We start from the raw sequence: 26,749 nt of genomic DNA, 5'->3' as shown, positions 1-26,749 counted from the left end.
ACTTCAACTTAAATACATAATCATATTTCATATAAAAACCCTCCTTACTGGTTTGCCCAGTAAAGAGGGTACGCATCACAAATAATGGAGGTTCATTTTATTATCAGTTAGTCATTTTTTAATATATAACTGTCTAGATCAACCAAATATATAAAAATCAGCTATCCTAAAATATAAAAAGAAGGGAAACATATTTCCCTTCTAAATCAAACTATTGTCTTTAAAATCTATTTTCATTTAATAATTTGTACAAGCTAAATAATCATACTATTTTTGAATTACGATATTGATATGCTAATAAACCTGTTAATAATAGCATTCCACCTGGTAGCCAAAATACTACAAAATGATACCACTTTAATTTTAATCCCTTAAACTTATTCAGCATCTTATATCCCCTTTATCAATCTACATATAATATAAGGAGATAATCACATATTGTCAACATAATTCGGCATAATTTAGATTTATTAAGACTTTAATTTTTTTACCATAAATACCATGTCATCATTAATCTTAAAACCATTTTTCTGATAAAAATCAGCACTGTAAAATTCTCGTCCTGTCAACAAAATTAAATTATCAACTTCAGGTAAACATTCTTCTAATGCCTTCATCATTTTCTTTCCTAATCCCCTTCTTTGACAATGAGGATCAATATAAAAATCTTCAATCATAAAATCAAGATCATTAACATATGTTATTAATTTCCCACAAACAACACCAGCTATTTTGTTATCTAACATATACACAAAACACCTTGTATATTTTCCGTCGTCTAACTGTTCAATTCGCTGGTATGATCTTTCATAACTCCATACCTCATTCCAAGGAGGATTTTTAAATGCTTCAACCATCAGTTTAGCAATCTCTTCATAGTCATTTTTAGTGACACTTCTAATCATCTAAAATCTCTCGCTTTCCACAAACACAATAATTACTCTTAAATCGTTCTACAGTATGAACTACTTCTTTAGTTAAAAAATCAATAAGTCTTTCATCCAATTGATGTTCTTCAAAACTACTTTGGTTAGGATAAATGAGTTTACCAGGAAACTTTGTTTCAAAGAAAATTGTATTTAAAATCGTAATGCTTTCAAGATAACTCCCTAATGAAGTTAAATGCTGATTGTCACTTTGGAACAATTCTAATTCGGGATTTTGATGGCTTAAACGATTAATGACATAACCCACTGGTATTCCATCAACTAAATTATCCATCATTACTTGATGATAAATATCTTTGGTTGTTTTAAAATCATCATCATAATTCCGTTGGCTCCAAGGAATCATAATGTATGGCATAACACCACAGCTACGTGCCAATTCAATCAATGCTTTAGCATCATGCAATGTTGCTTCTTTACTTGGACAAGGCTCATGTGCTGCCTGTTGAAAAATAACAAAATCATATCCTTGTTTTAAAGCGAACTGTAATTCCATTGACTCTAAATGGTCGTGAAAGGTAATTGCAGGACGGGCCAACATTGTCACTTCTAACTTTTCACTACTATTGATTCGCACCATTTCTGGCATATCATTCATATACGTATGCGAATTCCCAACAAATAATATTTTCATCCTAATTCCACCTACTTTCAAAGGACTACTCCTTTAGTATAGCTTCAATTACGACTACTTAGCAATCTTTTTAAAAGTAATTATTGCTTTAAATAGATCCCCATCGATTGCAATATTAAAAGTCCCCCCCTGTGCTTCAACAAAACTTTTAGCTATTGCTAATCCTAAACCACTGCCACTTTCATGACGCGATTTATCACCACGAACAAATCTTTCTGTAATTTCTTGAGGACTAAAATTCATCTGCTCTTGTGAAATATTTTTAAAAATAATAGTAATATCCTCAGTTTCCTCCGTTAAATCAACATATACACGGCTATTAAATAGAGCATATTTAGAAATATTAGTGAATAGATTCTCAAAAATACGATACGTCTTATCACCATCTAATTTGAGGATTATATCATTATGTGGATAATTAGTAATAACAGTTAATTGATGCGCATCTAATATTTCACTACATTCAGCATGCGCCTGCTCAATTAATGCAACAATATTAAGTTCCATTAAATTTAACTTGATATTACCACTATTAACTTTACTAACTTCAAATAAATCTTCAATTAAATTCGTTAAACGATTAGAATACTGATTTAAATTATCTAAATATTCATGTCTTGTCTCTATTGGTAAATTATCATCTTGCAATAAAACAATATAATTTTTAATACATGTCAATGGTGTTTTTAAGTCATGAGAAACATTACTTACTAATTCATTTTTCATATTCTGAGACTTAGTTTCTTCTTTAACAGCAGTTTCAAAACCAATTCGAATATTTTTAAATTCATCATTTAAAGCATTAAAAATACCTAAATCACCATCTATCTCTACATCAAAATTACCTTTGCTTAATTCTTTTGTTGCAGTCAATAATTTATCATAGTCATCTTGCACCTTCAGCACTTTATCTTTGACCCAAAAAAATACTAAAAATGCATAAATAATAGCTAGGAAATATCCAAAACCCCAAAAAGTAATCATGATCATAATGATTGCTGTATTAATCAAAATATATTTCATGATTGTTTGATTTAACGACTTTGATAGATCAATATCGGCAATTTGATTAAGTTTATTTTTGATACTGCGTACTCCACTACCAATTAACGTATCTTCTTTTAAATAACGCCAGAATCCTCGAGCAAAAATGTACTTTAATTGGAAGATTCCTAATGAAATAACTAAAAGCGTCAGTATCCAAATCACAAAATTAATAACTATAACGATGTAATCTACATACATGATGTCATATCTTTTTAATAATTCTAAAAGTGAATTATTAAGTGTATAACCCGTCACGATCATACAGCCCATAACGCCAAAAGTAATCATAAGCGTTAAAACAGCTAGATTTATTTCTGCTTTCCATCTCTTTACTGACAAAAACGGATTAACATCTTCTACAATTTTAATTGGATAAAATAAGATAAATAAGACTAATATAGCTGAACAACTTAATAACGCAATAGCTGAAAAATAATTATAGTTTTCCCATGAATTAACATATTGTGAAGCATATCCATGACTGGCTGGTGTTTCTGGAATAATATATGTAATTTGAAGATTCTTAGGAACATTAATCTTGATTGCATTTGTATCAAACATCCAGTTGTCAATATATATAGTATTTTCACCATCATAATGTGCAAATGAGCTTAAAAGGTTAGCAATATTAAAATATGATAGTTTATCACTACTTAAATCCCCATTACATGAAACTAGACCATTTTGATCATAGCTCGCCTCAGTATAGAAACTATATTTACTTTGATCATCATTAGTTGTAATTTTTTCACTATGTTGCGAAATCATTTGATTAGTATTAGTATTAACAGCTTTATAAATAAAATCTCCATCATTATTAAACAATGATGTTATTCCCTTTAAATAATCGTCAAAAACATCTAAAAATATTTGTCTTGTCTGTTCATCAACACTATCATCAAAGCTTACTGCTTCATAATTAGAATCAAGGGTCTTAGCCATCGCAATAGTAAAAAGCTGTAGATCATCTTCTAAAATTCCCGTTAAATTATCATCACGAGGGGTATTTTCTCTAACATTATCATATAAGGATATAACAACAACGGACATTAATAGTAATATTGATGCAAAAATCACACCAAAAATTCTTTTAGCTTTTGTCATTTTTTACACTCCTTTTTCAATTTTATATCCTATTCCCCAAACTACTTTTAAATATTCTGGTTTTTTAGGATTAGCTTCTATTTTCTCACGCAATTTTCGCACATGCACCATAATTGTCTCAGTATTTATGGCTTCTTCTTTCCAAACAGCTTCATAAATCTCCTCAGCTGAATAGACTCTTCCCGGATAAGACATTAATAATTCAAGTATTTGAAATTCTTTAGCCGTTAAACGAACACCTCGATCATTAACAAACACTTCTTTAGTAAACTTATCCAGCTCTAATCCACCCACGACTAAGCGCTGTTGATTATTATTAAGATTACGATTTTCTTTTAAAGCTAAAATTTGATTATATCTTCGAAGATTCGAATTAACTCGAGCTATCAATTCCATCGCCTCAAACGGCTTAGTAATATAATCATCACCACCAATATTAAGCCCGGTTATTTTATCAATATCTTCAGACTTTGCACTTAAGAAAATAACTGGAAAATCATAGTTTTCTCGTAGTTTTAGTACCATTGTAATTCCATCCATAACTGGCATCATAATATCAACCACTGCTAAATGTATTTCATTTGCTTCGATTAATGCTAACCCTTCTTCACCATTACTAGCTTGTAAAACATTATATCCTTGATTCTTCAAAAAAACTGTTACTGTTTCTCTGATTCCTTTTTCATCTTCAACAATTAAAATTGTATGTTCCATAATCTTCTCCCTTTTTCTAATTAGAATTAACTATTTTTTTATAATAAACGGCACCGGTAATTACTAGTATAACAGTTACCGCAAAGATTGAAACAGCCAATACAATATTGCCGTCTCTTAATGCTCCCGTTAAATATGTAGATGTCACAATACTTGGAATTCTTCCAATCGTTGTAAGCAATAGCCATTGTTTTATATCAATATCTGTTAAGCTAACTAAATAAGTCATAATATCTTTAGGACTTCCAGGAATCAAAAAAATAATAAATAGCCAAAACTTACTTTTTTTAGAAGAAAATAATTTTTTCACTTCTGCAACTTTACTTTGATCAAACATTTTATCAATGATTGAGTGTTGAAAGATTCGTGCTAAATAGTAAACAATAATCGTTCCAATCATTGACCCGATCAAACAAACAATTGTTCCTTGAAATGAACCAAAAATATATCCACTAGCCAGCTCCAAAGGTTCTCCAGGTAAAAATGCTAAAAAGATCTGCAGAGCAATTAAAGCAATCATTGCTGAAACTTTAGTAAAATATGGCAGTGTTTCAATCTCATAAATAACATCATTAAAATCGCAGTTTCTAAATAAATATATTGTAATAAATGCCATGAACAAAATAATTGATGACATCATGAGCAAATTTGTCTTTTTTATTGATTTAAGCATAAGTCGTTCCGCCTTTCTATACTTAAATAATAAAAGACTATCCTAAAACTAAACTAACAATAATTCTTAAAAAATTCTAAACAAAAAGCAAAACTTTCGTTTTGCTTAATTATAATCATCTTCAATCGTAGAATCGACATCCTCTTCTAATTCTTCTGTTTCTTCTTCATCAGCATAAATATCATTCATATCAATATGAACATCACTAAATTTATGACGACTTCTTAAATCCCAGGCATTTTCACCAACCGTGATAAAACGTCCGTCTAAGGTAATATTAGTATAAAACAAAGATTCTTTATCTTCTTTTTGTTCGTCATCAAATTTCTTCATTTGACATACTTCTTCCCATAATTTGAAAAAATTAACTGCTGATTTCTTTTTAGACATTAATTCATATGCTACATCAACCATAGACATATTATAATATTTATCCATACTATCCATTCTTGATTATCCTCCTACATCTTTTCTGGGGCACTAACACCGATTAAATTTAAAGCATTAGCCATTGTAATTCTTGTAGCTTCAACTAAAGCTAATCTTTGTCCACTTAATTCAAGATTATCTTCATCGATTACATAACATTCATTATAAAAACTATGGAATAATTGTGCAAGTCTTTGAACATAATTTGTAATTTTGTGAGGCGTACGATTGATCGCACTATCAATAATTACGTTTCTAAACTCATTAATATGCTTTACTAATTCAATTTCTTTAGGATTAACTAATAAATCATACTTATCACTATAATCAATGTTTGCTTTAGCAGCCTGTGCTTTAATCGAACACATTCTAGCATGAGCGTATTGAGCATAATAAACTGGATTTTCATTAGACTTTGATTTAGCAAGTCCAATATCAAAATCAAATGGTGTATTAGCAGCTTTAGAAACAAAGAAATAACGCGTAGCATCAACACCAATTTCTTCGATTAAGTCTTTAATAGTAACAGCATTTCCAGTTCGTTTTGACATTTTTACTGGTTCACCATTATTCATCATTCTAACCATTTGAATAATATCAATATTTAACTGGTCAGCATTATAACCTAAAGCTTGAATAGCTGCTTTCATTCGATTAATATAACCATGATGATCAGCCCCTAATAAATCAACTAAATATTCGTATCCACGATCTAATTTATTTAGATGATAAGCAATATCAGGCGTCAAATATGTATACGATCCATCACTTTTAATTAAGACCCGGTCTTTATCATCACCAAATTCAGTTGATTTGAACCATAAAGCCCCTTCTTCTTCATATGTATAACCAGCAGCTTTTAATTTTTCAATTGTTGGTACGACCCGATCATTTTCATATAATGATGTTTCAGAAAACCAAACATCAAACGACACTCTAAATTCATTTAAAATATCTTTAATCTTTTGTAATTCATATTCTGTTCCTTTATTTCTAAAGAAAGCAATTGCTTTACCTTCATCCATTTCAAGATATTTATCACCATCGATCTCTTTGATCTTTGTTGCAATATCAATAATATCTTTACCATGATAACCATCTTCAGGCATTGTAACATCTTGTCCAAATGCTTGTTTATAACGAGCGTATAGAGATAACGCTAAATTATGAATTTGATTCCCTGCATCATTAATATAATATTCACGAGTCACATCATAGCCAGCAGCACTCATAATTCGGCAGATACTATCACCCACTGCTGCCCCTTTAGCATGTCCTAGATGTAAATCGCCAGTTGGATTAGCTGAAACAAATTCAACATTATATTTAGTTCCTTGACCATATGTTGTGGTACCATATGCTTCTTTTTCTTCTAAAACTTCTTTAATGATTGATGTCATTGCATCTTTTGCCAAGAATAAGTTAATAAATCCCGGTCCCGCAATCTCTACTTTTTCAATATTGGCATTTTCTTTATCTAAAGCCTCAATAATTGCCTCAGCAATTTGGCGAGGATTTCTCTTTAATAATTTTGTTAGCTGCATTGCTAGATTAGTTGAATAATCCCCATGTGATTTATCTTTAGGAATTTCAATTGTAATACTTTCTTGATCATATTCTTCAACAAATCCACACGCTATTATTGCTTGTTTAAGCGCCCCTTTTAAAGTCGCTTCAATTTTATTAATTGCCATCATTGCCCTCCTATCTTCTAATCACTATATCTTAATTAAATTACCATTAAACCCTCATGAAGTCAATGTTTTTATAACAATGGTGCAAATAATCTTAAGATTGCTTCTAGCCACCCTCTAAAGCGCCCTTTAACGACATCTTCAGGGGTCATTTCCTTACTCACAGCGATCGTTTTCAAGAAGTCCTCTTTAATATCTTTAATTGCTGGAACATCATACATATAGACTCCACATTCAAAGTGCAGATAAAGACTGCGATAATCCAAATTAATTGTTCCAACAGTAGCAATTTTATCATCACAAACAAAGTTCTTAGCATGAATAAACCCAGGAGTATACTCGTAAATTCGTACTCCGCCATTTACAAGTGGTTCATAGTAAGAGCGTGTTACTTTAAAGACCATTTTTTTGTCTGGAATTCCAGGTGTGATGATCCTTACATCTACTCCCCGGCGAACAGCTAAACACAAAGCATTTTTAATTTCATCATTAATGATTAAATAGGGCGTATCAATATAAATATATTTTTGTGCTTGATTAATCATATTTAAATAAACGTTTTTCCCCACCGGCTTATTATCCAATGGTGAATCGCCGTATGGTAAAATATACCCATTTGGACTTATTTCGGGACATATATAATGACGAGGATGATATTTATCATAATCTTCAAATGTATTTAATGATGCATTCCACGTTGTTAGGAACATCAGTGTTAAATTCCATACAGCCTCACCCTTGATCATTACCCCCGTATCTTTCCAATGTCCATATTTCACTTTAGCATTAATATACTCATCAGCCAGATTAAAACCACCACTAAAACCAACATTTCCATCAATCACCGTAATTTTACGATGATCACGGGTATTCATTACTGCCGAAATAAATGGAACAAAATGATTAAATGCTATACACTTGATTCCATAACTTTCCAATTTTTGATAATAACGAAATGGCAGCATTGTCAAAGAGCCCATATCATCATACATAAACCGTACTTCCACACCCTCTTTAACTTTTTGCTTTAATATCGTTAAGACTGTATTAAACATCTCACCTTCTTCAACAATAAAATATTCCATAAAAATAAAATGTTTTGCTTTAGCTAATTCTTTCAACAAATCTGGATATGTATCATCACCTAAAGGGTAATATTTAATCTCACTATTATTATAAATAGGAAAATTTTCTTGAACTAAATAATTAGCTTGTCCTTTTGCAATCAAATCCTCAATTTGTTCAACCATCTTATTTGGATAAATAAATGGTCTAATAGCTTCTTCTTGATTAGCAAAGGCTTCTTGAAGCTTTTTAGCTGGCTTTTTATTACCAAAAACAACATACAACAAACCACCAAAAACCGGAAAAGATAAGATGGGAATTAACCAAATAATCTTATAACTGGGGTCATCATCGTCATTGTTGATAATATATAAAGTTACGATCACACTTAAAAAAATAAAAACTCCTTTTAATAAGGTCGCATCAGTAAAAATATAGCGCATAAATAAAGCTAGCCATAATATCTGAACACATATTAAAATAATCGATACAACGATCCGGTTTGATAAAAACTTTAGTATTTTCATCTTAGTTCTCCAATATTAAATAATTGAGCATGACATATACTTGACTAATCAAATTAGTTCCATCATATAATTCATACTTTATTTTCACATTATCCCCGTTATCATAACTAATTAATCTAGTTTTTAAAGCAATTGCTCCATATGGAGTTTCATATTGATTTAAAATATCACGATCTCTTACTAAATGCAAAACACTAGCCCCATTATGAAGTTTAACTTCATTTTCACTTAATTCAATTTTTATTTTATTTTCATCTTGATAACTGACTACAATTTTATCATCACCTATCTCCAGATGACCAGAACCATCATATTTAACAGTTTCTTGATGTTCTTCATATTTAAAAATACTTCGATAATTTACTTTAATTATTTTTTTCATTCTATCACCGTGCATATTATAACACAAATCCGTCAAGAATACTTTTGGTGATATGATGAAAAAATTAGTAAAAATATTTGTAACTATTTTAGCAAGTTTAGCCGGCATACTTCTATCACTATATGTTATTGCATATTGCATGGGGGAACCGGATCTAAACAAGAATCGTTATTTAAAATTATACGATGATAATCAAGAAATTTATTATCAGTCGATCAACGACTATACCGGTCATTATGTAACTTTAAATAATGTTAGTAATTATTTTAAAGAAAGTATTGTAGCTATTGAAGATCAACGCTTTTATGACCATCGGGGTTTTGATCCAATTGGAATCATGAGAGCCCTCAAAGTAAACTTCACAAATCAAAAAAAATCTCAAGGAGCGAGTACGATAACTCAGCAATATGCACGCTTATTGTACTTAACTAACGAAAAATCCTGGTCGCGAAAAATTAAAGAAGCTTTTTTGACAATGCAGTTAGAAACACGTTTATCAAAAGATGAAATTCTCGAGGGATATATTAATAACGTTTATTTTGGTCATGGAATTTATGGTATTGAAAATGCTGCACAATATTTTTATGGTAAAAGTGCTAAAGAACTAGATTTAAATGAAAGCAGTATGTTGGCTGGAGTAGTTAATGGCCCAACCTATTACTCACCCTTAAATGATGCTAAAGCAGCTCGAAAACGACAGTCAATCGTTTTAAACGCTCTAATCGACTGTAAGGAAATTACCGTAACTCAAAAACAGCAGGTTCTTGATAGTGATCTTAATCTTGCTGAAACGCATAAAGTAGATGATAATATGGCTAATAATTACTATAAAGATACCGTTATTGATGAACTCGAAGAACTTGGTTACTACAACAATACATATTTGAATCAAGGTTTAAATGTGTATACAAGTTTTAATCAAGATTACCAAAAAGTAGTGGAAAAAAGTGCTAGTGAATATACTAAGGATAGTAAAGTCGAAACCTCGAGTATCGTTGTTGAACCATATACCAGTAAAATCCTTGCTATTATCGGCGGTAAAGACTATGCCAGCTCACAATTCAATCGTGCCACTCAAGCTAATCGACAAATCGGCAGTACAATCAAACCTTTGTTATACTACCTGGCGCTAGAAAACGGTTTCACTCCGGCAACCACATTTTTATGTGAACCTACTACCTTTAAACTTGACGATAACAGCACTTACAGTCCTAGTAATTTTAACGATAAATATGCATATAAAGATGTTACGTTAGCTCAAGCTATTGCTGTATCTGATAATATTTTCGCCGTTAAAACACATCTATTTTTAGGAACTGATAACTTAGCTTCATTAATCAAAAAATTTGGAATCAAGGACGTCAAAGCAAATGCCTCACTGGCACTTGGGACTTTAAATACAAACATATATAATCTTGCCAATATGTATAATTGTCTCGCTAGTGAAGGAAAATACAATCATCTCTATACAATTGAAAAAATTACTAATGATGCTGGTAAAGTCCTTTACCAGCACGAACAAGAAGATAAACAATTGCTGGAGCAAGATAGTTGTTTAGAATTATCACAGCTATTAACATCTACATTTAATAGTACATTTAGTACCTATCTTCAAGCAACAATGGCTTCTTATCAACTTGATAATATCAACGCCTGTAAAACTGGTAGTACCGATGTTGATAACCTGGCTGTAGCTTATAATCCACAAGTCCTGGTTGCCAGCTGGGTCGGCTACGATGACAATCGTAAAATGGAAACAGCTGATGACAAAACTGTTGCTAAAAAAACCGTTATCGATGTTTTAAACTATACCAATGAAAACAAAGATGTTACATGGTATCAGCCAACCGAAGACCTACAGCAAATTGCAATCAATCCACTAACCGGTGATTTTGATGAAAATGGTACAGTCTATTGGTTTAAAAAAGACTAATCCCGAAGTTTACACTTCGGGATAGAAAATCTTATGATCATTTTTATTTTTCTTAGAATTTACAATTGCCCCAACAATTTCTGATACTTCTGGTAAAAACCGGAGTTCTTCATCAATTAATATTTCAATTTCACTGAGTTCTTCAGTATTTCCATAATAACGATAGGGAACTTGGCTTTGATCATCACTTACAACATAATAACGAGGATCATAGCCTTTTTTTTCATAAAATGATTCAGCTAATTGTTTTTCATGTTGATCGAGCAGATCATGATAAATAAACAATCGTCGATCTAAAAAGCGTGTACATAAATCTTTCAAAATCTCGTCATTGCCTTCTTTTAAGACTGTAAAATAATAAAAAACGATCCCCTCATCTAATTTAGTATAATCATTTTCATCGACATGTCCATCAAGAAACGGCTTTAAATAACGAATATCTCCAAAATCATAACCAGCTGCATAAAGATCTTTCATTCTCCTAAAAATACTAATTAATACCTGTTCATAACTCCGGGCTGTGGGGTGATAATAAACTTGCCAATACATATGATATCTGGCTAAAATATAATTCTCGATTGCTTGTACACCAGAATTCTTAAAAACGATCTTTCCATCACAAACAGCCATCACTCGTAAAATTCGGGATAAATCGAATTGCCCATAAGTAGTACCACTAAAATAAGAATCTCTAAGTAAATAATCCATCCGATCAGCATCAAGTTGACTCGAAACCATCTGTACTAAAATTTTATTAGGATGTGTTTTTTCAATAACACTACTTACTCTATGTGAAAAACCATGATCAAATTTTTCTAAAAGATCATGTACTTCGGTCTTTCCGTTAATAATTTTAATTGTATATGCTTCGTGGTTTAAATCAAAGGCATCTTCAAAACAATGCGAAAATGGACCATGACCAATATCATGGAGTAAAGCTGCACACATTACTGTTAACTTATCATAATCATTTAAATAGGCTCCGATTGCACTATTAAAAATCATTTTTCGAGCAATAAAGTAAACCCCTAAAGAATGACAAAAACGCGAATGTTCCGCACTTTGATAGACCTGATGCGTCCCGCCTAATTGCTTGATTCTCCGAAGTCGCTGCATTTCATGACTATTGATTAAATCTAATATCAATGGTTGATCTACATGAATATAATTATGTACTGCATCACGAAAAACCTTACTATCTGTTAATTTCGTCTGTTCTAATCGATATGCCGCTTGATTCATCAGTCTTCCTCCTCGTACTCCTCAAAACGATATGTTTATTCTACATTTGGGTACTTCTTTATATCAACTTTTGATAAAAACATTTCTAAAGAACGAATAAATATTTTTTATCATCATACATAGCTTGATAAATAACAACTTCCTCCAATGTTTCACTATCTAACCCAATATTCATAACATAATATAGTTTGCCTTTGAAATGTCGATATAAATGTCGAGTCTTTAATTTTCGTTCCACGTTCTCACCACTTTTTCTATTTTCATTATAATACATCTTAAAAGTTTATGCTATAATTGAGTCTAGGAGGTATGACATATGTACATTAAAATCAATGAAGCAACAAACTATATTAAGACCCAATATCATGGAAAAATTGATTTAGCAATCATTCTCGGTTCAGGTCTAGGCCCACTTGCAGATGAAATTGAAAATCCTATCGAATTAGATTATCGCGATATCCCCCATTTCCCGATTTCTAATCTCATTGGACATGCCGGCAAGTTAATTATCGGTACATTAGAAAATAAAACAGTAATTGCCATGAAAGGACGTTTTCATTATTATGAAGGCAATGACATGGATATTGTTACACTGCCAATTCGTGTATTTAAAAGACTGGGAATTGATAATTTAATTTTAACTAATGCTTGCGGAGGAATCCGTGAAGATTTAAATCCTGGACAAATTATGCTGATTAAAGATCATATTGGTTTATTTGCCCCAAGCCCACTACGTGGTCCTAATCTCGATGAATTCGGCCCTCGTTTTAAAGATATGAGTGAAGTCTATAATCGAAAATTAGGAAAACTTGCTCATCAAGTTGCCGATGACAATAATATTAGTTTAAAAGATGGTGTCTATGCTTTTTTTAAAGGCCCAATGTATGAAACACCAGCAGAAATATTAGCATATAGAGCCTTAGGTGCTGATGCAGTGGGAATGTCCACTGTACCAGAAGCCATTGTTGCTCGTCACTGTGATATGAAAACTCTGGGAATTTCGTTGATCACTAATAAAGCCGCAGGACTTTCAAACCAAGAATTAAATCACCAAGAAGTTGTAGAAGCGGCTAATAAAGCAGAAAAAGACCTAGTTACTTTAGTAAAAGGCATTATAAAAAATTGGTAAACTAAAAGCATCATACTAAACTGACCCTATAGAAAACACATTTATCGTGTTTACTCTATAGGGAACAATTTAAAGATGCTTTTTTATTTTATTTGCACAGTATTTAATTTTCGATTAACTTCACTAATGTCTTTATCATCCATAGCCCGAAGATACTTAATTGGTTGATTGGAATCATAAACATCTATTTGATCGACCCCTAATAACCTATCTCCATCTTCACCGTAAATATATCCTTGTCCTGCTAAATCAATGTTTGATTCATCAAAAACAGAAACAAGCTCATATTTGTTTGGATCCTTAAAAACATCATAGTATCTAACTACTGCTTTCACGACAACTGCCTTACCAACCTTTTGATCATTTACCCTAATATGATTTCCTTGATAAAAATATACTCCCTCCAGACGATATCCATCCATAGCCTTAACTTGCTGCTGTGCAAAATTTGCCGCCCATTCCTTATCATATGCTATTTTTTCTTGACAGGCTGTCATTATAAAAAGAAATAGTAATAAACAAATAAATTTCTTTAATTGTTGCATTATCCTCTCCTCCACAAGCTATTATATCATAAAAATATTTTTTTATTTTAAATAATCTTTATATTATCTAAGTTCTAATGATATTTACAAAATCTATAAAAATAATACAAATCCTAATAAATACTAGTCATTTAACCGATTAACGGACTAATCGTAAAGCTCATTATTTTTAATAAACCATGAAAAAATTTCAAGTCTTGAAAAAACAAAACATTTATTTGAATAAACGTGTATGCTTTATGTGTAAAATAAATATACGGAGGAAATAAGATGGAAAAGAAACCTGTAAAAATTGTAACAATTGGTGGAGGTAGTAGTTATACTCCTGAATTAATGGAAGGATTTATTAAAAGATATGATGAACTTCCAATCAAAGAAATTTGGTTAGTAGATATTGAAGCTGGTAAAGAAAAACTAGAAATCGTTGGTGCTATGGCACAACGTATGTGGGACGCTTCTCCTTACGATGTTAAAGTACATTTAACTTTAGATCGTCGTGAAGCTTTAAAAGATGCTGATTTCGTTACTACTCAATTCAGAGTTGGTTTATTAAACGCTCGTATTAAAGATGAAAGAATTCCATTCTCTTATGGTATGTTAGGACAAGAAACAAATGGAGCTGGAGGAATCTTCAAGGCATTTAGAACAATTCCTGTAATCCTTAGCATTGTTGAAGACATGAAAGAATTATGTCCAAATGCATGGTTAGTAAACTTCACAAATCCTAGTGGTATGGTTACTGAGGCAGTTATGAAATATGGTAAATGGGATCGTGTAATTGGTTTATGTAACGTACCAGTTGGGGCTATGATGGCTGAACCAGAAACAATCGGAACAACTTTAGATAAATTAATTTATAAATTTGCTGGATTAAACCATTTCCACTGGCACCGCGTTTTTGATTTAGACGGTACAGATGTAACTGGAAAAATCATTGATGCAATGTATGAAGGTAAAGATTCTGGTATTCCTGCAAATATTCATGATATCCCATTCTTTAAAGAACAATTAAAACAAATGAATTTAATTCCTTGTGGATATCATAGATATTACTATCGTCAACAAGAAATGTTAGCTCATGGGCTTGAAGAATATAATGGAATTGGAACTCGTGGACAACAAGTAAAACAAACTGAAGCAGAATTATTTGAATTATATAAAGATCCAAATTTAAATTACAAACCTGAACAATTAACTAAACGTGGTGGTACTCACTATTCAGATGCTGCATGTGAAACTATCGCATCAATCTATGCTAATAAAAATACTCACCTTGTTGTAACTACTAAAAACAATGGTGCTGTACCTGATCTTCCTGCTGACTGTGCTGTAGAAGTATCTGCTCATATCGGTTCAGCTGGAGCTTTAGCTATCGCTTTTGGACCATTAGAACCTGCTCAACGTGGTTGGTTACAATGCATGAAAAATATGGAATTATGTGTTGAAGAAGCTGCTGTAACTGGTGATTATGGATTAGCTTTACAAGCATTTATCTTAAATCCACAAATTCCTTCTGGTGAAAATGCTAAACGTGTTTTAGATGAATTATTAATTGCTCATAAAAAACACTTACCACAATTTGCTGATAAGATCGCTGAATTAGAAGCAGCTGGTGTTACAGTAAAAGATGAAATCGCTAGAGATTTAGACTAAATAAAAAATTCGTGAATTTGATATGATCTCTCTAAAATAGACAACTTAAATAAAGTTGTCCATGAAAAGAGGGATCTTTTCTTATGGCACGTAATATACAATAAAAAAAGATACAAGCAGTTTTAGAGTATAAGAACAGAATTAAAGAAATAAAACAAATAATAATTCAAGAGCATTTAAATAGTAAAGATTCTTTGAGAGATTTAAGCAATAAATACAATACTCATTCTTCTTCATCTTTATGAAGTTGGGCTACCAGTTATAATAGTCACTAAAAATTAACAGATTATGATCCTAAAGGAGATGTCTACATGACCAAATCAAAAAAAGCAACATTAGAAGAAATAATTAAAATTGTATAATATTATTTAGATTATGAGAAAGAATATAAATCAGCAGCTGAACTTTTTGAGGTTTCTTACTCACAAGTATATCAATGGGTAAAGAAATATTTAGAATTAGGTGAAGAAGGTCTAAAAGACAGTAGAGGTAAGCGCAAAGAGGAATCACAATTAAATGAGTTAGAAAAATTACAATATGAAAACGAACGTTTAAAACACCAATCTGAACTTAAAGAAAAAAATATTATCTTAAAAAAGTTGAAGGAAGCTAATATTACTCAAAGTATGTCAAGAGTTGGAAAATGTATCGATAACGGTTCTGCTAAAAGATTTTGGAGAATTATTAAAAGTGAGATGTATTATCTTAACAAATTTAATTCTTTCAATGAATTAAAAAAAGCAATTGAAACTCATATTGACTTCTACAATAACGAAAGATTTAATAATAAGGTACCAATGAAAGTACGTTTAGAAGCTCTAAATGGTACTGAAAATCCAGCACAATATCCTACCAATAATTCATTAAATTACGCAATGGTATAATAAAAGATGCTTTACCAAATGGAAAAGCATCTTTTATTTTGTTATTTCTTATTTCTTGTTGGTTTGTACATCCCACCCGGTGAATAATTATCTGCATATTTTTTAGATACTTTTTTCACTAATGAAACTACTTTTTTCTTTATAGCCATGTTTTTTCACCTCCATACTTACACCTGTAAAAAATAAAGTAAAACCAATTATCATGCTTAGTCGTGGTTCTATAGGATAAATTAATCCAATCACAGCCAGACATCCCCAAAAAATTAATTTACTTATTTTCACATTCCGTGCTTCATGATTTTCTTGCCACATAAATGCTTTAGCAGCAATAAGTATTGCCATAATTAGAAGATAGCTATTTTCAAAATCCGCAAAATAGAGCGTACCAAGATATAACAAAGTCGTTAAAAACATACAGCGATAAAAACTATCAGCATGATAACCGTCTACAAATGTCCGTAATCCAACTAATGCAATAATAAATATTATTGTTTCTAGTACCATATTTCTAAAAATGCCGATTGCTAACAACAAAAAAAATAAAATCATTTGAGTCAAAATGAGTTCAATACCAAATCTTACTTCATCAATTTCATCCTCAGTCACATTATCAACATCTAATAAAAATATGCTTATTTTTTCACAAAAACGTTTCATATCTATCCTCCATGTCCATTATACTATTAAATCTTCCTAAAAATATTTTCAATGTACTAACCGGTCCTATTTTGTTATTAAATACTTCTAAAAAAATTAAAACTTTGTGCCGGACAATAGCACAAAGCTTTAAAAAAAGAGATTAGATTATTAATTCAAACTTCTATCCAATAGACGTTTGTGAGAAATAGCTATAAATATTACTTGCGGCCATGTAGTAATATTATAACTTGGAGATTATGTATAGAAAGACAATACTTTTTATTTTATTATTATTACATCTCTCCCATAATCTATTATACTACACAACTTAACAGCTTGCGGTTTTATCCTTTTTTTCTACACTAACGGTCAATATTATGACATAAACGGCTTTTTAATTATCAACATTCAGTAAAATATCGCAATGCACCTTGTTATTTTCATAGAAATATTCCATTGTTCCATGATAGGTTTCTACAACCTCTTTAATGATTATTAATCCTTTTCCATGATCTCTTCCTTTTTTACTTTCATAATTAAGAGGTCTATTAGTCGAATTTATTATGCTGATCAAAAGCATATTGCCTTTACTAAAAATTTTGATTTCAACTATCTTCTCCGCTGTTTTTAAAGCAGCTTCAGTAGCATTATCTATCAGATTAAATAATAGAGAACATAATTTGTCTTGAGCAATATTAACATTGCGATCAATCACTGCATCTACAACATAATTAACTTCATCGTTATTGCGAATCTTCGCATTTAAACAAGCATCTACAAAAATATTTCCCGTACGTATCAATTTAACTGGAGCATTTAAATCTTCTTTAATTGCTTTTAAATATTGGTTAGCGACTGATTCTGTTTCGACTACTTCTTCTAGGACTTGTAAATGATTATTAATGTCATGCTTAAACTTATAAAGACGTTCTTGTTCTTTTTCTAATTCACTAATATGACGGCGAGTTGTAGCATATGAATAATTTGCTAACTCTAACTCCTTATTACGTAAATACATACGGGAAGAATTGATGATATAATTATTTACCAAAATCATTTGAACACCTGCTAAGATCAATATAAAAAAGATATAAATATCCCCCTGTTCAACTGATAATACGTTTAAAATCAGTACAATAATCACTTCAACAATATTGATCAAACAAAACGAATATAAAAATTTTTTAGGTAACTGATGTTCCACAAAATCACGTTTTTGAACCGCATATTTGCATATCAATGCTGATGATATATAGTTTCCTAAAGGAAAAACAACTCGCATACTCCCCCATACGATATCCAAATATGTATTGTCAAAAATTTCTAGCGCCACTGCAATCATAACTGAGCCGACAATAATTTGAATTGAATAATAAATTGTAGTGATAAACAAATTATTAAGCCTAAATCTCTTAACCAATACCCCACAATAAATAAAATCCAAACTAATACACATTAAATTACCAATTACATATAACCAGCCATTATGTGGTGAAGTATACGTAACAATATTCAAAACAAACGTATAACTTAATATAACCATAATATTTCTAAGCATGTTTTCTTTACGAATATATGGATAGGTTAATGAAATAACATAACTTAAAGCAACAACATATATCAATGTATATAAATACTCAATAAAAAAATTAATCATCACTCTTTGATCTCCTGCATTAAAAGATTAAATACATCTTTTTTTCTTCTTCTACTAATTTCTAGCGATTCATCAATACCTTTTAATTTTAAAATATATCCATTCATCGAAACAACCATATTAATATTGATTATCTGACTTTTATTTATTTGGACAAAATTATCTGGTAAATACTGATTAACTTCTTCAAGCGTCATATAAGGAATATAGAAATTATTATCATTAGTATAAAAATGTAAGTATCTTTTTACTGATTCGATATAAATAATATTTCTACTTCGAAAATGAAAAATCTCTCCCTTTTTCTTGATCCAGATATCATCATTTTGTTGTCTACGATTTATCGCTTTAAGCAAGGTTGGCGTTAACTTTGTTTCTAATTCTGATTTAAGTAAATATCCTGCTATATTAATATCAAACGCCTCCTGCATTTTATTTTCATAATTAGTTATATATATTATGATCGTATTTTGTTTCAATAATTTTTTTGCTACCTGTATTCCACTCATTGTTGGCATATCGATATCTAATAAAAGAATATCAAAGTTTTTACCACAATTAAAAAACTCTTCAACATCTTGAAAAAGTTCAACTGTATATGGTTCCTTAATTCTAGCCTCCTCTACATACCCTCTGATTCTAAGTAGCATTGACCGCTCATCATCTAGTATACCTATTTTCATCTTTACACCTCATTTATTTATTATACTTGATAAAACCTTTTTTGACTAATTAAAAAAGGCCCTTAGGCCTTATCCTGTTGCTTTTTTTCATAGTAATTTCTTACCAGCACTTGTGTTTTACGAATATGATTTTGAATTTTTTCTTTAGCTAAATCCTTATCACGAGCTAAAATTGCCTCATAAATTTCTCGATGCTCCTGTGCTGCTGAAATTAAACGATCCGGTTGACGAATTGAATGCCTTGAAGTTACATGAATATAATAATTAATATCTGTTAATAATTGCTCAAAATACTTTGATTGGGTACAACGATAAATAGCCTCATGAAAAGCAATATTAATTTCATTAAACTTCTCTTGATCACCTTTTTCAGCATAAAATTCCATTAAATCATACACTTCTTTTATCTTTTCAAGTTCCTCATCATTAATTCGCTCAATTGCTAATTGGATTGCTAGCCCTTCTAAAGCATAACGAATTTCCAACATATCATCGATATCACGATGAGAAAACCCTAGTACATAAACTCCTTTATTAGGAATACTTTTAACCAAACCTTCTAATTCCAACTGTTTTAGAGCCTCACGAATTGGAGTTCTAGAAATATTCAACTCTTTAGACAAAGCAACTTCATTTAATTTTTGTCCTTGAGTATATTCCTCATTTAAGATTTTATCACGCAAAACGGTGAAAATTTTATTTCCAAGCGACCCATGTCCGGTATTTTCTAATAAATTCTTTGTCATTGTTTAACCTAACTTTCTGATGATGGCTGCGGTGAACTCGTCTGTTGAAGCACTACCCCCAATATCAGGTGTTACAGTAGTTCCTTCTTCAACTACAGCTGCTAAAGCCTCACGCAATTTATTAGCATCATCTAATTTCCCTAATGCCTCTAACATTAATGCAAATGCTAATAATAATGCACTCGGATTAGCGATACCCTTACCAGCAATATCTGGTGCACTTCCATGAACAGCTTCATAAATTCTAAATTCATCACCAATATTCCCACTTGGTGCAAATCCTAGACCGCCAACTAATCCAGCACATAAATCAGAAACAATATCACCATATAAATTTGGTGCAACTAAAACATCAAAAGTTTCTGGACGAATTACTAATTGCATACACATGTTATCAACAATAACCTCTTGTGGCTCAATATCTGGATAATCTTTAGCCACATCTCTAAACGCTTCTAAAAATAATCCATCTGTATATTTCATAATATTCGCTTTATGAACTGCTGTCACTTTTTTACGTCTATTGTTCTTAGCATATTCAAAAGCATAACGACAAATCTTTTCACTCGCTTCACGAGTAATTAATTTAATTCCATTTGCCATATTTGGATTGATCATATACTCAATCCCTTTATATAAATCTTCGGTATTTTCACGAATCATAACCAGATCAATGTCTTCATAACGAGAATTGATTCCTTTAAATGATTTGATTGGACGAACATTAGCATAAGTTGCAAACTGTTGTCGCAAGGCAACATTGACACTTCTAAATCCCGTTCCAATCGGCGTTGCTGTCGGACCTTTTAAAGCCCATTTATATTCTTTAATAGCATCAACAAGTCCTGGTTCAAAAACTTCTTTCGTTGTAGCTGCATATTCAGCACCAGCCTGATATTCCACCCATTCAATGTCAAGCTTCATCGCTTTAGTGATATCAACGACACTCTTTGATATTTCTTTTCCAATTCCATCACCAGGGATTAAAACAGCTTTCATTAAAATTCACCTCCCAATTCTTTAATTGCATTTAATAAACCACCGTAATTAATCATTACTTTTTCACGAGGTGATAATGTTAATTCAGCCTCGATTGAATCATTAGTAGTTTCATTAATTACTTTTACTTTACCATTATGTTCAACAACATCTTTGATATTAACGATTTTATAACTATCTTGGTCATTGAAGAAATCTTGGTCTTTAGCTTCAATAACTAAAGGTAAAATACCATTATTAATTAAATTAGAACGATGAATTCTCGCAAATGATACTGCAAAGATTGCTTTAATCTTTAAATAGTTTGGTACTAAAGCCGCATGTTCGCGGGAACTTCCTTGACCATAATTATCACCACCAACGATGAATCCCCCATTATTAGCAATTGCACGATCATAGAATTCAGGATCTACTTTACTGAATGAAAATTTTGCTAAATGTGGCACATTTGAACGATATGGCAATAATTTGCTATCTGAAGGAACAATATGATCTGTCGAAATATTATCACCAACTTTTAAAACAACTTTTCCACTAATTTCATCTGTAATTTTTTCTCCACGTGGAACCGGTTTAATATTAGGTCCCATATATACTTCATTATTTTCGTCATATTCATCAATGAAGAAATTTCCATTTTTAATAAATGGAGTATTTGGCACCTCTTCTAAATACATATCATCTTCAAATTCTTCTGACATGTACCCTTTAATTGCGCTCAATGCCGCAATTTCCGGTGATACTAAGTATACGCTTGCATCATTTGTTCCTGAACGTCCCTTGAAATTACGATTAATCGTTCTTAATGAAATCCCTTTTGAGAGCGGTGCTTGACCCATTCCAATACATGGTCCACAACCACATTCAAGAATCCTTGCTCCAGCTTGAACCATATCAGCTAATGCTCCATTTTGTGAAAGCATCGCAAGAATTGAACTTGATCCTGGCGCAATAACTAAAGAAACATGATCCGCAACTTTGCGTCCTTTTAAAATCTTAGCTGCCTTCATCATGTCAGCAAAAGATGAGTTAGTACAACTTCCTATCACAACTTGATTTACTTTCATTCCTTCAAGTTCTTTTACTGGTACTACCGCATCTGGACTATGAGGCTTAGCAGTCATTGGCACTAATGCACTTAAATCAACATCTAATTCTTGATCATATGTAGCATCTTCATCAGCTTTCATTTCAATGTAATCATCTACTCGCCCTTGTTGTGCTAAATATTCTTTTGTTCTTTCATCGGTCGGGAAAACTGATGTAGTGGCTCCCAATTCAGCCCCCATATTACAAATCGTAGCACGATCAGTCAATGATAATGAAGCAACTCCATCTCCCGTATATTCAATAATCTTATTAACGCCACCCTTAACCGTTAATTGCTGAAGAATATATAAAATAATGTCTTTTGCACTTACCCATGGTGCTTTTTTTCCAGTCAAATTAACTTTAACAACACTAGGACATTGTAAGTAATATTTACCTGTTGCCATCGCTACTGCGACATCTAATCCCCCTGCCCCAATAGCAATCATACCCATTGCTCCACAAGTTGGTGTATGTGAATCTGATCCAACTAGAGTCTTTCCTGGTTTTGAGAAGTTTTCTAATTGTAATTGATGACAAACTCCATTACCTGGTTTTGAAAAAACAATCCCATGCTTTTTAGCCACACTGCGGATAAATTCATGATCATCCATATTTTCAAATCCTGTTTGTAACATGTTGTGATCAATATATGCCACTGCTTTCTCTACTGCAACATGTTTAATATTCATTGCTTCTAGTTGAAGATAAGCCATTGTCCCTGTTGAATCTTGTGTTAGTGTTTGATCAATTTGAATTCCAATTTGTTCTCCTGGAACAAGATTTCCATCTTTAAGTTTACTACTTAAAATTTTGTATGCTAAATTCATACCCATCACGATATACCCCCATTATTCTTATATTGCATACAATTATACAAAAAAACAATCTTGATTACAACCCTTTGGAACAAATTTTACCACAAGATGTACTAAAAATAAAACACTTTAATAAAAATCTATTATTTACTTGATTTAATCGAGTAATTTTTAATTACACTTTTTTAATAATAAATTTGTGAATTCCTAAAATAAAATATCTACTTTTCTTCTTAAAACAAAAGCCTTACTATAAATATCAATGAAAATATGTTAGAATACATTGGGTGATAAAATATGTTAATAGAATGTTCAAATATAACAAAATCATTTCAAGGGATTCCCTTATTAAAAGATATAACCTTTAAAATTGATGATCATGATAAAGTCGCAATTATCGGAGTTAATGGTGCTGGTAAAACTACTATTCTAAAAATTATTGCGGGCGAAGAAAACTATGATAGCGGTGACCTTTTTTGTAATAAAGAATTAACACTAGGTTATTTAAAACAACAGCATGACTTAGCGATGGATAAAACAGTTTACGATGTTGGCCTTGATGTTTTTGCACCATTGATCACAATTGAAAATCGACTACGTCAATTAGAGAATGAAATGACAACTGATCATAGTGAACGTATTTTAAATGAATATGATCGTCTAACTCAATCATTTCATGATAAAGATGGATATAGTTATCCCAGTAAATTAACCGGCGTTTTAAAGGGACTGGGCTTTAGCGAAGAAGAATTCAATTTAAAAGTTTCAATGCTATCTGGTGGTCAAAAAACACGTTTAGCTCTTGCTAAAATGCTGCTTCAAGAACCAAAGCTATTGTTACTTGACGAACCTACTAACCATTTAGATAATAGTGCTATTAATTTCTTAGAAGGATATTTAAAAAATTATCCTCATGCAATCATCACAGTCAGCCATGATCGTTACTTTATTGATCAAGTTTCTAATAAAATTGTAGAAGTCGAAAATGGAAAATCCAAAAGCTATAAATGTAAATATAACGAATATTCAATTTTAAAGAAAAAGCAAAGAGCTGTTGATTTAAAACATTATTTAAATCAACAAAAAGAAATTAAAAGAATTCAAGAGAGTATCGATACACTAAAATCATATAACCGTGAAAAACAAGTTAAACGAGCCGAATCTAAAGAAAAGCAGTTAGCTAAAATTGAACGTATTGACAAGCCTGAGAACTTGCCAGATACAATCACGATTAATTTTAAACCAAAACGTGAGTCCGGTTTTGATGTTTTAAAAATAGAGAACCTAGCTGTTAAATTTGATGAAATTTTATTTAAAAACATTGATATCGATATAAAAAAACAAGAGCGTATTGCTCTTGTCGGGGATAACGGTGTGGGTAAAACAACTCTTTTTAAAACTATCCTCGATCAGCTAAATGCTTATCAAGGTAAAATTAAATTTGGTAGTAAAGTAGACCTTGCTTACTATGATCAAGAACATAGCACACTAGCAATGGATAAAACTATTTTTAATGAAATTAGTGATAATTTTCCTAAGATGACTAATACTGAGATTCGCAACAGTCTTGCCTTATTTAACTTCAAAGGCGATGATGTTTTTAAAGAAATCTCTTTACTTTCTGGTGGTGAAAAAGGACGTGTTGTACTTACTGAAATATTATTAAAACAAGCAAATCTTTTAATTTTAGACGAACCAACCAACCACTTAGACATTGCTTCTAAAGAAGTTCTTGAAGATGCCTTAAACCAATTTGAAGGAACAATCTTCTTTATTAGCCATGACCGCTATTTCATTAATAAAGTAGCAACTCGTGTGATCGAATTAACGAGCACAAAAGCCATCAGTTACGATGGTAATTACGATACTTATTTAAATCATAAAAGCGTTGCTAAGCCGCTCAAAAAAGAAAATGTTGATTATCTTGATATGAAACAGCAAAATGCTCTTTATCGTAAACAGCAAAATAAAATAAAAAAGATAGAAACTAATATTTCTATACTAGAAACCAAGATCAACACTTTAACTGAACAGCTTCATAGTGAAGAAGTTCTAAATGATTATCAGAAATATAATCAGATCAATGATGAAATTTCCGAATTAGAAAATCAGTTAAATACTTTAATGGAAGAATGGGAAGCCCTGCAATAAGGGCTTTTTATATTCTTTTAACTCCAAGAATACAATAATTTTCATCTACACCTGAGCCTTCACAATCAACATACTCAACTTTTACTACACAACTGATATTTGTTTTTCCTAGTTTTCGTAAAGAAACACAATCCCCCTGCTCAATTCCCTCTTCTTTACAAACAACTAAATGGTTAATCACACCGTTACAGATTTTATCAAAATATTGGCTGTCAACCTGTAAACTACACATACTAAAACTCCTTTCAAATCTTTAAATATTGTTTATAGTGATCAGATCCATCAATTTCTTCAATTCGTATCTCAATCGTTTTTTCTAAATCCTCTACAATTGTTTTTTCATTAACCAGATTTTTTTGACTAATCCAAGACTGATATAGTGGATGAATTATAAATCTTAATGTTAAAGCAATTGATAACAATCCGAAATCTATTGATACACCTAATATTAATGGTTTAAGTAACATTCAACCATACCTCCTAGTATTGCCATTCACTCATGCTTTGATACTATCTAAATCACAATAACTAACACATATATATGCTCTAAATAATTTATTATGTCAGTTAAATAAAACATTACTACTATACTTAACCATATATTGCATTACTTTTTTGTCTAATCTAGTGGAAATAAAAATACTTTAATTCTTCAATCCAAATATTTAAATAAAAAAAGAGCAAAATAATTAAATATCCTGCTCTTTTCTATTAACCGTTTAGTAATTTTATTTAATCGATTTCTTTACCAGATCCAGCTCTTTGCTAATTTCCAATAATTCCTTAATTGCAATTTCTAGATTTTGTCTTGGGTGCTCTTCTAAGGACTTCTTAGTCGTACTAATTCTCTCGGCTATGTTTTCTAAACTTTCCATGTTAATTCTCCCTTTTTCTTTATTCTACCATTTTACTATACTCTATCATGCCATATTTTTGCAGACCATATCAGACTATGATAAATTAAAAAAATGTCCAATTTAAGCTACATTAATTTAAATTAATAATAACTTTCTTGCTCTCCATGATAATATACTTTTGATAAAGAAATATACAAAAATCTCTTACGATTACAATTATAACAAATTCATCACATTAGTCCAAGATAAAAAAATTTTTCTCTAGTTTATAAAATAAAGCAATTATTAGAATAAAATGCATATTTTTCATTTTTAAAGGTTATATTTAGCTAATATGTATTACCCTTACACTTAGTAAATCTTTGATTTTACCATCCCTCTTTAGTGCTTTTTTCATATTTTGGAAAACGGTTCCATTTACATTACTTTAAGGTATAATAAAGCCGTAAAAACAAGGAGGAAATAAAATGTTACACAAAAAACTAAAACCATTCCCAAGTGATTTTTT

General features: G+C 31.0%; 27 protein-coding genes and 1 pseudogene. 6 read left to right on the top strand and 22 right to left on the bottom strand.

From position 1 onward, the window contains the following. Nucleotides 1-262: 262 nt before the first annotated feature. The 10 genes from KTF99_RS17450 to KTF99_RS14785 all read right to left on the bottom strand — a co-directional run bounded on the left by KTF99_RS17450 (nt 263) and on the right by KTF99_RS14785 (nt 9,216). A complete protein-coding gene (locus KTF99_RS17450) occupies nt 263-388 on the bottom strand; it encodes a hypothetical protein (protein ID WP_003539044.1) in 126 nt (41 codons plus the stop codon). 82 nt (nt 389-470) lie between these two features. Beyond that, the gene (locus KTF99_RS14825; protein WP_003539045.1) at nt 471-905 is read right to left on the bottom strand and encodes a GNAT family N-acetyltransferase; all 435 of its coding nucleotides are present in this window, start codon (nt 903-905) and stop codon (nt 471-473) included. After that, a complete protein-coding gene (locus KTF99_RS14820; protein WP_003539046.1) occupies nt 898-1,581 on the bottom strand; it encodes a hypothetical protein in 684 nt (227 codons plus the stop codon). Before KTF99_RS14820 ends, KTF99_RS14825 begins: the two co-directional genes overlap by 8 nt. Before the next feature lie 54 nt (nt 1,582-1,635). Continuing rightward, entirely contained in the window at nt 1,636-3,732 is a 2,097-nt protein-coding gene (locus KTF99_RS14815; RefSeq protein WP_029481796.1) for a sensor histidine kinase, read from the bottom strand. A gap of 3 nt (nt 3,733-3,735) precedes the next feature. Next, nucleotides 3,736-4,446 carry a response regulator transcription factor gene (locus tag KTF99_RS14810; protein WP_003539048.1) on the bottom strand — a complete coding sequence of 237 codons (711 nt, stop codon included), beginning with the start codon at nt 4,444-4,446 and terminating at the stop codon, nt 3,736-3,738. A gap of 16 nt (nt 4,447-4,462) precedes the next feature. Further along, complete coding sequence (locus tag KTF99_RS14805) at nt 4,463-5,119, bottom strand: TVP38/TMEM64 family protein (protein ID WP_008792273.1); 657 nt, start codon at nt 5,117-5,119, stop codon at nt 4,463-4,465. Nucleotides 5,120-5,224: 105 nt separating this feature from the next. Further along, the gene (gene rpoE / locus KTF99_RS14800) at nt 5,225-5,566 is read right to left on the bottom strand and encodes a DNA-directed RNA polymerase subunit delta (RefSeq protein ID WP_003539051.1); all 342 of its coding nucleotides are present in this window, start codon (nt 5,564-5,566) and stop codon (nt 5,225-5,227) included. Nucleotides 5,567-5,580: 14 nt separating this feature from the next. Continuing rightward, nucleotides 5,581-7,242 carry an arginine--tRNA ligase gene (gene argS, locus KTF99_RS14795; RefSeq protein WP_008792274.1) on the bottom strand — a complete coding sequence of 554 codons (1,662 nt, stop codon included), beginning with the start codon at nt 7,240-7,242 and terminating at the stop codon, nt 5,581-5,583. A gap of 71 nt (nt 7,243-7,313) precedes the next feature. Continuing rightward, nucleotides 7,314-8,834, bottom strand: a complete 1,521-nt coding sequence (cls, locus tag KTF99_RS14790; RefSeq protein ID WP_003539054.1) for a cardiolipin synthase — start codon at nt 8,832-8,834, stop codon at nt 7,314-7,316. A 1-nt stretch (nt 8,835) separates the two neighbouring features. Next, nucleotides 8,836-9,216 carry a DUF1934 domain-containing protein gene (locus KTF99_RS14785; RefSeq protein ID WP_224209058.1) on the bottom strand — a complete coding sequence of 127 codons (381 nt, stop codon included), beginning with the start codon at nt 9,214-9,216 and terminating at the stop codon, nt 8,836-8,838. 55 nt (nt 9,217-9,271) lie between these two features. Here KTF99_RS14785 and KTF99_RS14780 point away from each other — a divergent pair, with 55 nt between their 5' ends. Beyond that, nucleotides 9,272-11,149 (top strand): transglycosylase domain-containing protein, encoded by a 1,878-nt coding sequence (locus KTF99_RS14780; protein WP_003539058.1) that lies wholly within the window; start codon nt 9,272-9,274, stop codon nt 11,147-11,149. 9 nt (nt 11,150-11,158) lie between these two features. Here the strand turns inward: KTF99_RS14780 and KTF99_RS14775 are convergent, their stop codons facing one another. Together KTF99_RS14775 and KTF99_RS14770 are read right to left on the bottom strand one after the other, a co-directional pair. Next, the gene (locus KTF99_RS14775) at nt 11,159-12,391 is read right to left on the bottom strand and encodes an HD domain-containing protein (RefSeq protein ID WP_003539060.1); all 1,233 of its coding nucleotides are present in this window, start codon (nt 12,389-12,391) and stop codon (nt 11,159-11,161) included. Nucleotides 12,392-12,476: 85 nt separating this feature from the next. After that, on the bottom strand, nt 12,477-12,629 hold the full coding sequence (locus KTF99_RS14770; RefSeq protein ID WP_226910363.1) for a DUF1653 domain-containing protein: 153 nt from the start codon (nt 12,627-12,629) through the stop codon (nt 12,477-12,479). Between the two features lie 78 nt (nt 12,630-12,707). Here KTF99_RS14770 and KTF99_RS14765 point away from each other — a divergent pair, with 78 nt between their 5' ends. Further along, nucleotides 12,708-13,520: a purine-nucleoside phosphorylase gene (locus KTF99_RS14765; RefSeq protein WP_003539066.1), complete on the top strand. Its 813-nt coding sequence runs from the start codon at nt 12,708-12,710 to the stop codon at nt 13,518-13,520. Between the two features lie 83 nt (nt 13,521-13,603). On the opposite strand, the gene KTF99_RS14760 is transcribed toward KTF99_RS14765, so the two are convergent. Further along, nucleotides 13,604-14,065 carry a hypothetical protein gene (locus KTF99_RS14760; RefSeq protein WP_003539068.1) on the bottom strand — a complete coding sequence of 154 codons (462 nt, stop codon included), beginning with the start codon at nt 14,063-14,065 and terminating at the stop codon, nt 13,604-13,606. 270 nt (nt 14,066-14,335) lie between these two features. On the opposite strand from KTF99_RS14760, the gene KTF99_RS14755 reads away from it, so the two are divergent. From KTF99_RS14755 to KTF99_RS14745, 3 genes and pseudogenes are all read left to right on the top strand, one after another. Then, nucleotides 14,336-15,718, top strand: coding sequence for a 6-phospho-beta-glucosidase (locus KTF99_RS14755; protein WP_003539203.1), 1,383 nt, complete (start codon nt 14,336-14,338; stop codon nt 15,716-15,718). A 380-nt stretch (nt 15,719-16,098) separates the two neighbouring features. Further along, nucleotides 16,099-16,266, top strand: a pseudogene (locus KTF99_RS17695) (helix-turn-helix domain-containing protein); the annotation flags it as partial. 51 nt (nt 16,267-16,317) lie between these two features. Then, on the top strand, nt 16,318-16,602 hold the full coding sequence (locus KTF99_RS14745) for an integrase core domain-containing protein (protein ID WP_003539204.1): 285 nt from the start codon (nt 16,318-16,320) through the stop codon (nt 16,600-16,602). Nucleotides 16,603-16,704: 102 nt separating this feature from the next. On the opposite strand, the gene KTF99_RS14740 is transcribed toward KTF99_RS14745, so the two are convergent. From KTF99_RS14740 to KTF99_RS14715, 6 genes are all read right to left on the bottom strand, one after another. After that, entirely contained in the window at nt 16,705-17,259 is a 555-nt protein-coding gene (locus KTF99_RS14740) for an accessory gene regulator B family protein (protein WP_003539206.1), read from the bottom strand. A gap of 376 nt (nt 17,260-17,635) precedes the next feature. Next, on the bottom strand, nt 17,636-18,898 hold the full coding sequence (locus tag KTF99_RS14735; RefSeq protein ID WP_003539208.1) for a sensor histidine kinase: 1,263 nt from the start codon (nt 18,896-18,898) through the stop codon (nt 17,636-17,638). After that, a complete protein-coding gene (locus KTF99_RS14730; RefSeq protein WP_029481800.1) occupies nt 18,898-19,581 on the bottom strand; it encodes a LytR/AlgR family response regulator transcription factor in 684 nt (227 codons plus the stop codon). Before KTF99_RS14730 ends, KTF99_RS14735 begins: the two co-directional genes overlap by 1 nt. A gap of 62 nt (nt 19,582-19,643) precedes the next feature. Beyond that, nucleotides 19,644-20,327 (bottom strand): GntR family transcriptional regulator, encoded by a 684-nt coding sequence (locus KTF99_RS14725; RefSeq protein WP_003539210.1) that lies wholly within the window; start codon nt 20,325-20,327, stop codon nt 19,644-19,646. Between the two features lie 3 nt (nt 20,328-20,330). Next, entirely contained in the window at nt 20,331-21,326 is a 996-nt protein-coding gene (locus tag KTF99_RS14720; RefSeq protein ID WP_008792337.1) for an isocitrate/isopropylmalate dehydrogenase family protein, read from the bottom strand. Further along, on the bottom strand, nt 21,326-23,251 hold the full coding sequence (locus KTF99_RS14715) for an aconitate hydratase (protein ID WP_003539214.1): 1,926 nt from the start codon (nt 23,249-23,251) through the stop codon (nt 21,326-21,328). The genes KTF99_RS14720 and KTF99_RS14715 overlap by 1 nt, the downstream gene beginning before the upstream one ends. 279 nt (nt 23,252-23,530) lie before the next feature. Here KTF99_RS14715 and abc-f point away from each other — a divergent pair, with 279 nt between their 5' ends. Continuing rightward, nucleotides 23,531-25,384 carry a ribosomal protection-like ABC-F family protein gene (gene abc-f, locus KTF99_RS14710; protein ID WP_003539215.1) on the top strand — a complete coding sequence of 618 codons (1,854 nt, stop codon included), beginning with the start codon at nt 23,531-23,533 and terminating at the stop codon, nt 25,382-25,384. Between the two features lie 7 nt (nt 25,385-25,391). Here the strand turns inward: abc-f and KTF99_RS14705 are convergent, their stop codons facing one another. From KTF99_RS14705 to KTF99_RS14695, 3 genes are all read right to left on the bottom strand, one after another. Next, nucleotides 25,392-25,616, bottom strand: coding sequence for a DUF3850 domain-containing protein (locus KTF99_RS14705; protein ID WP_003539216.1), 225 nt, complete (start codon nt 25,614-25,616; stop codon nt 25,392-25,394). A 13-nt stretch (nt 25,617-25,629) separates the two neighbouring features. Further along, nucleotides 25,630-25,851 carry a hypothetical protein gene (locus KTF99_RS14700; RefSeq protein ID WP_029481802.1) on the bottom strand — a complete coding sequence of 74 codons (222 nt, stop codon included), beginning with the start codon at nt 25,849-25,851 and terminating at the stop codon, nt 25,630-25,632. Between the two features lie 261 nt (nt 25,852-26,112). Next, complete coding sequence (locus KTF99_RS14695; RefSeq protein WP_003539218.1) at nt 26,113-26,259, bottom strand: hypothetical protein; 147 nt, start codon at nt 26,257-26,259, stop codon at nt 26,113-26,115. Nucleotides 26,260-26,749: the final 490 nt, after the last annotated feature.

Origin of the sequence: Erysipelatoclostridium sp. MSK.7.34, assembly GCF_019041935.1 — a bacterium.
Taxonomy (GTDB): Bacteria; Bacillota_I; Bacilli_A; order Erysipelotrichales; family Coprobacillaceae; genus Thomasclavelia; species Thomasclavelia ramosa.
Note: the sequence above shows the minus strand (reverse complement) of the source record. Positions and strands in the feature narration are given on the sequence as shown.

What these genes read in the sequence shown, in the direction of transcription:
- KTF99_RS17450 (WP_003539044.1), bottom strand. Translation starts at nt 388, where the DNA reads ATGCTGAATAAGTTTAAGGGATTAAAATTAAAGTGGTATCATTTTGTA.
- KTF99_RS14825 (WP_003539045.1), bottom strand. Translation starts at nt 905, where the DNA reads ATGATTAGAAGTGTCACTAAAAATGACTATGAAGAGATTGCTAAACTG.
- KTF99_RS14820 (WP_003539046.1), bottom strand. Translation starts at nt 1,581, where the DNA reads ATGAAAATATTATTTGTTGGGAATTCGCATACGTATATGAATGATATG.
- KTF99_RS14815 (WP_029481796.1), bottom strand. Translation starts at nt 3,732, where the DNA reads ATGACAAAAGCTAAAAGAATTTTTGGTGTGATTTTTGCATCAATATTA.
- KTF99_RS14810 (WP_003539048.1), bottom strand. Translation starts at nt 4,446, where the DNA reads ATGGAACATACAATTTTAATTGTTGAAGATGAAAAAGGAATCAGAGAA.
- KTF99_RS14805 (WP_008792273.1), bottom strand. Translation starts at nt 5,119, where the DNA reads ATGCTTAAATCAATAAAAAAGACAAATTTGCTCATGATGTCATCAATT.
- rpoE (WP_003539051.1), bottom strand. Translation starts at nt 5,566, where the DNA reads ATGGATAGTATGGATAAATATTATAATATGTCTATGGTTGATGTAGCA.
- argS (WP_008792274.1), bottom strand. Translation starts at nt 7,242, where the DNA reads ATGGCAATTAATAAAATTGAAGCGACTTTAAAAGGGGCGCTTAAACAA.
- cls (WP_003539054.1), bottom strand. Translation starts at nt 8,834, where the DNA reads ATGAAAATACTAAAGTTTTTATCAAACCGGATCGTTGTATCGATTATT.
- KTF99_RS14785 (WP_224209058.1), bottom strand. Translation starts at nt 9,216, where the DNA reads ATGAAAAAAATAATTAAAGTAAATTATCGAAGTATTTTTAAATATGAA.
- KTF99_RS14780 (WP_003539058.1), top strand. Translation starts at nt 9,272, where the DNA reads ATGAAAAAATTAGTAAAAATATTTGTAACTATTTTAGCAAGTTTAGCC.
- KTF99_RS14775 (WP_003539060.1), bottom strand. Translation starts at nt 12,391, where the DNA reads ATGAATCAAGCGGCATATCGATTAGAACAGACGAAATTAACAGATAGT.
- KTF99_RS14765 (WP_003539066.1), top strand. Translation starts at nt 12,708, where the DNA reads ATGTACATTAAAATCAATGAAGCAACAAACTATATTAAGACCCAATAT.
- KTF99_RS14760 (WP_003539068.1), bottom strand. Translation starts at nt 14,065, where the DNA reads ATGCAACAATTAAAGAAATTTATTTGTTTATTACTATTTCTTTTTATA.
- KTF99_RS14755 (WP_003539203.1), top strand. Translation starts at nt 14,336, where the DNA reads ATGGAAAAGAAACCTGTAAAAATTGTAACAATTGGTGGAGGTAGTAGT.
- KTF99_RS14740 (WP_003539206.1), bottom strand. Translation starts at nt 17,259, where the DNA reads ATGAAACGTTTTTGTGAAAAAATAAGCATATTTTTATTAGATGTTGAT.
- KTF99_RS14735 (WP_003539208.1), bottom strand. Translation starts at nt 18,898, where the DNA reads ATGATTAATTTTTTTATTGAGTATTTATATACATTGATATATGTTGTT.
- KTF99_RS14730 (WP_029481800.1), bottom strand. Translation starts at nt 19,581, where the DNA reads ATGAAAATAGGTATACTAGATGATGAGCGGTCAATGCTACTTAGAATC.
- KTF99_RS14725 (WP_003539210.1), bottom strand. Translation starts at nt 20,327, where the DNA reads ATGACAAAGAATTTATTAGAAAATACCGGACATGGGTCGCTTGGAAAT.
- KTF99_RS14720 (WP_008792337.1), bottom strand. Translation starts at nt 21,326, where the DNA reads ATGAAAGCTGTTTTAATCCCTGGTGATGGAATTGGAAAAGAAATATCA.
- KTF99_RS14715 (WP_003539214.1), bottom strand. Translation starts at nt 23,251, where the DNA reads ATGGGTATGAATTTAGCATACAAAATTTTAAGTAGTAAACTTAAAGAT.
- abc-f (WP_003539215.1), top strand. Translation starts at nt 23,531, where the DNA reads ATGTTAATAGAATGTTCAAATATAACAAAATCATTTCAAGGGATTCCC.
- KTF99_RS14705 (WP_003539216.1), bottom strand. Translation starts at nt 25,616, where the DNA reads ATGTGTAGTTTACAGGTTGACAGCCAATATTTTGATAAAATCTGTAAC.
- KTF99_RS14700 (WP_029481802.1), bottom strand. Translation starts at nt 25,851, where the DNA reads ATGTTACTTAAACCATTAATATTAGGTGTATCAATAGATTTCGGATTG.
- KTF99_RS14695 (WP_003539218.1), bottom strand. Translation starts at nt 26,259, where the DNA reads ATGGAAAGTTTAGAAAACATAGCCGAGAGAATTAGTACGACTAAGAAG.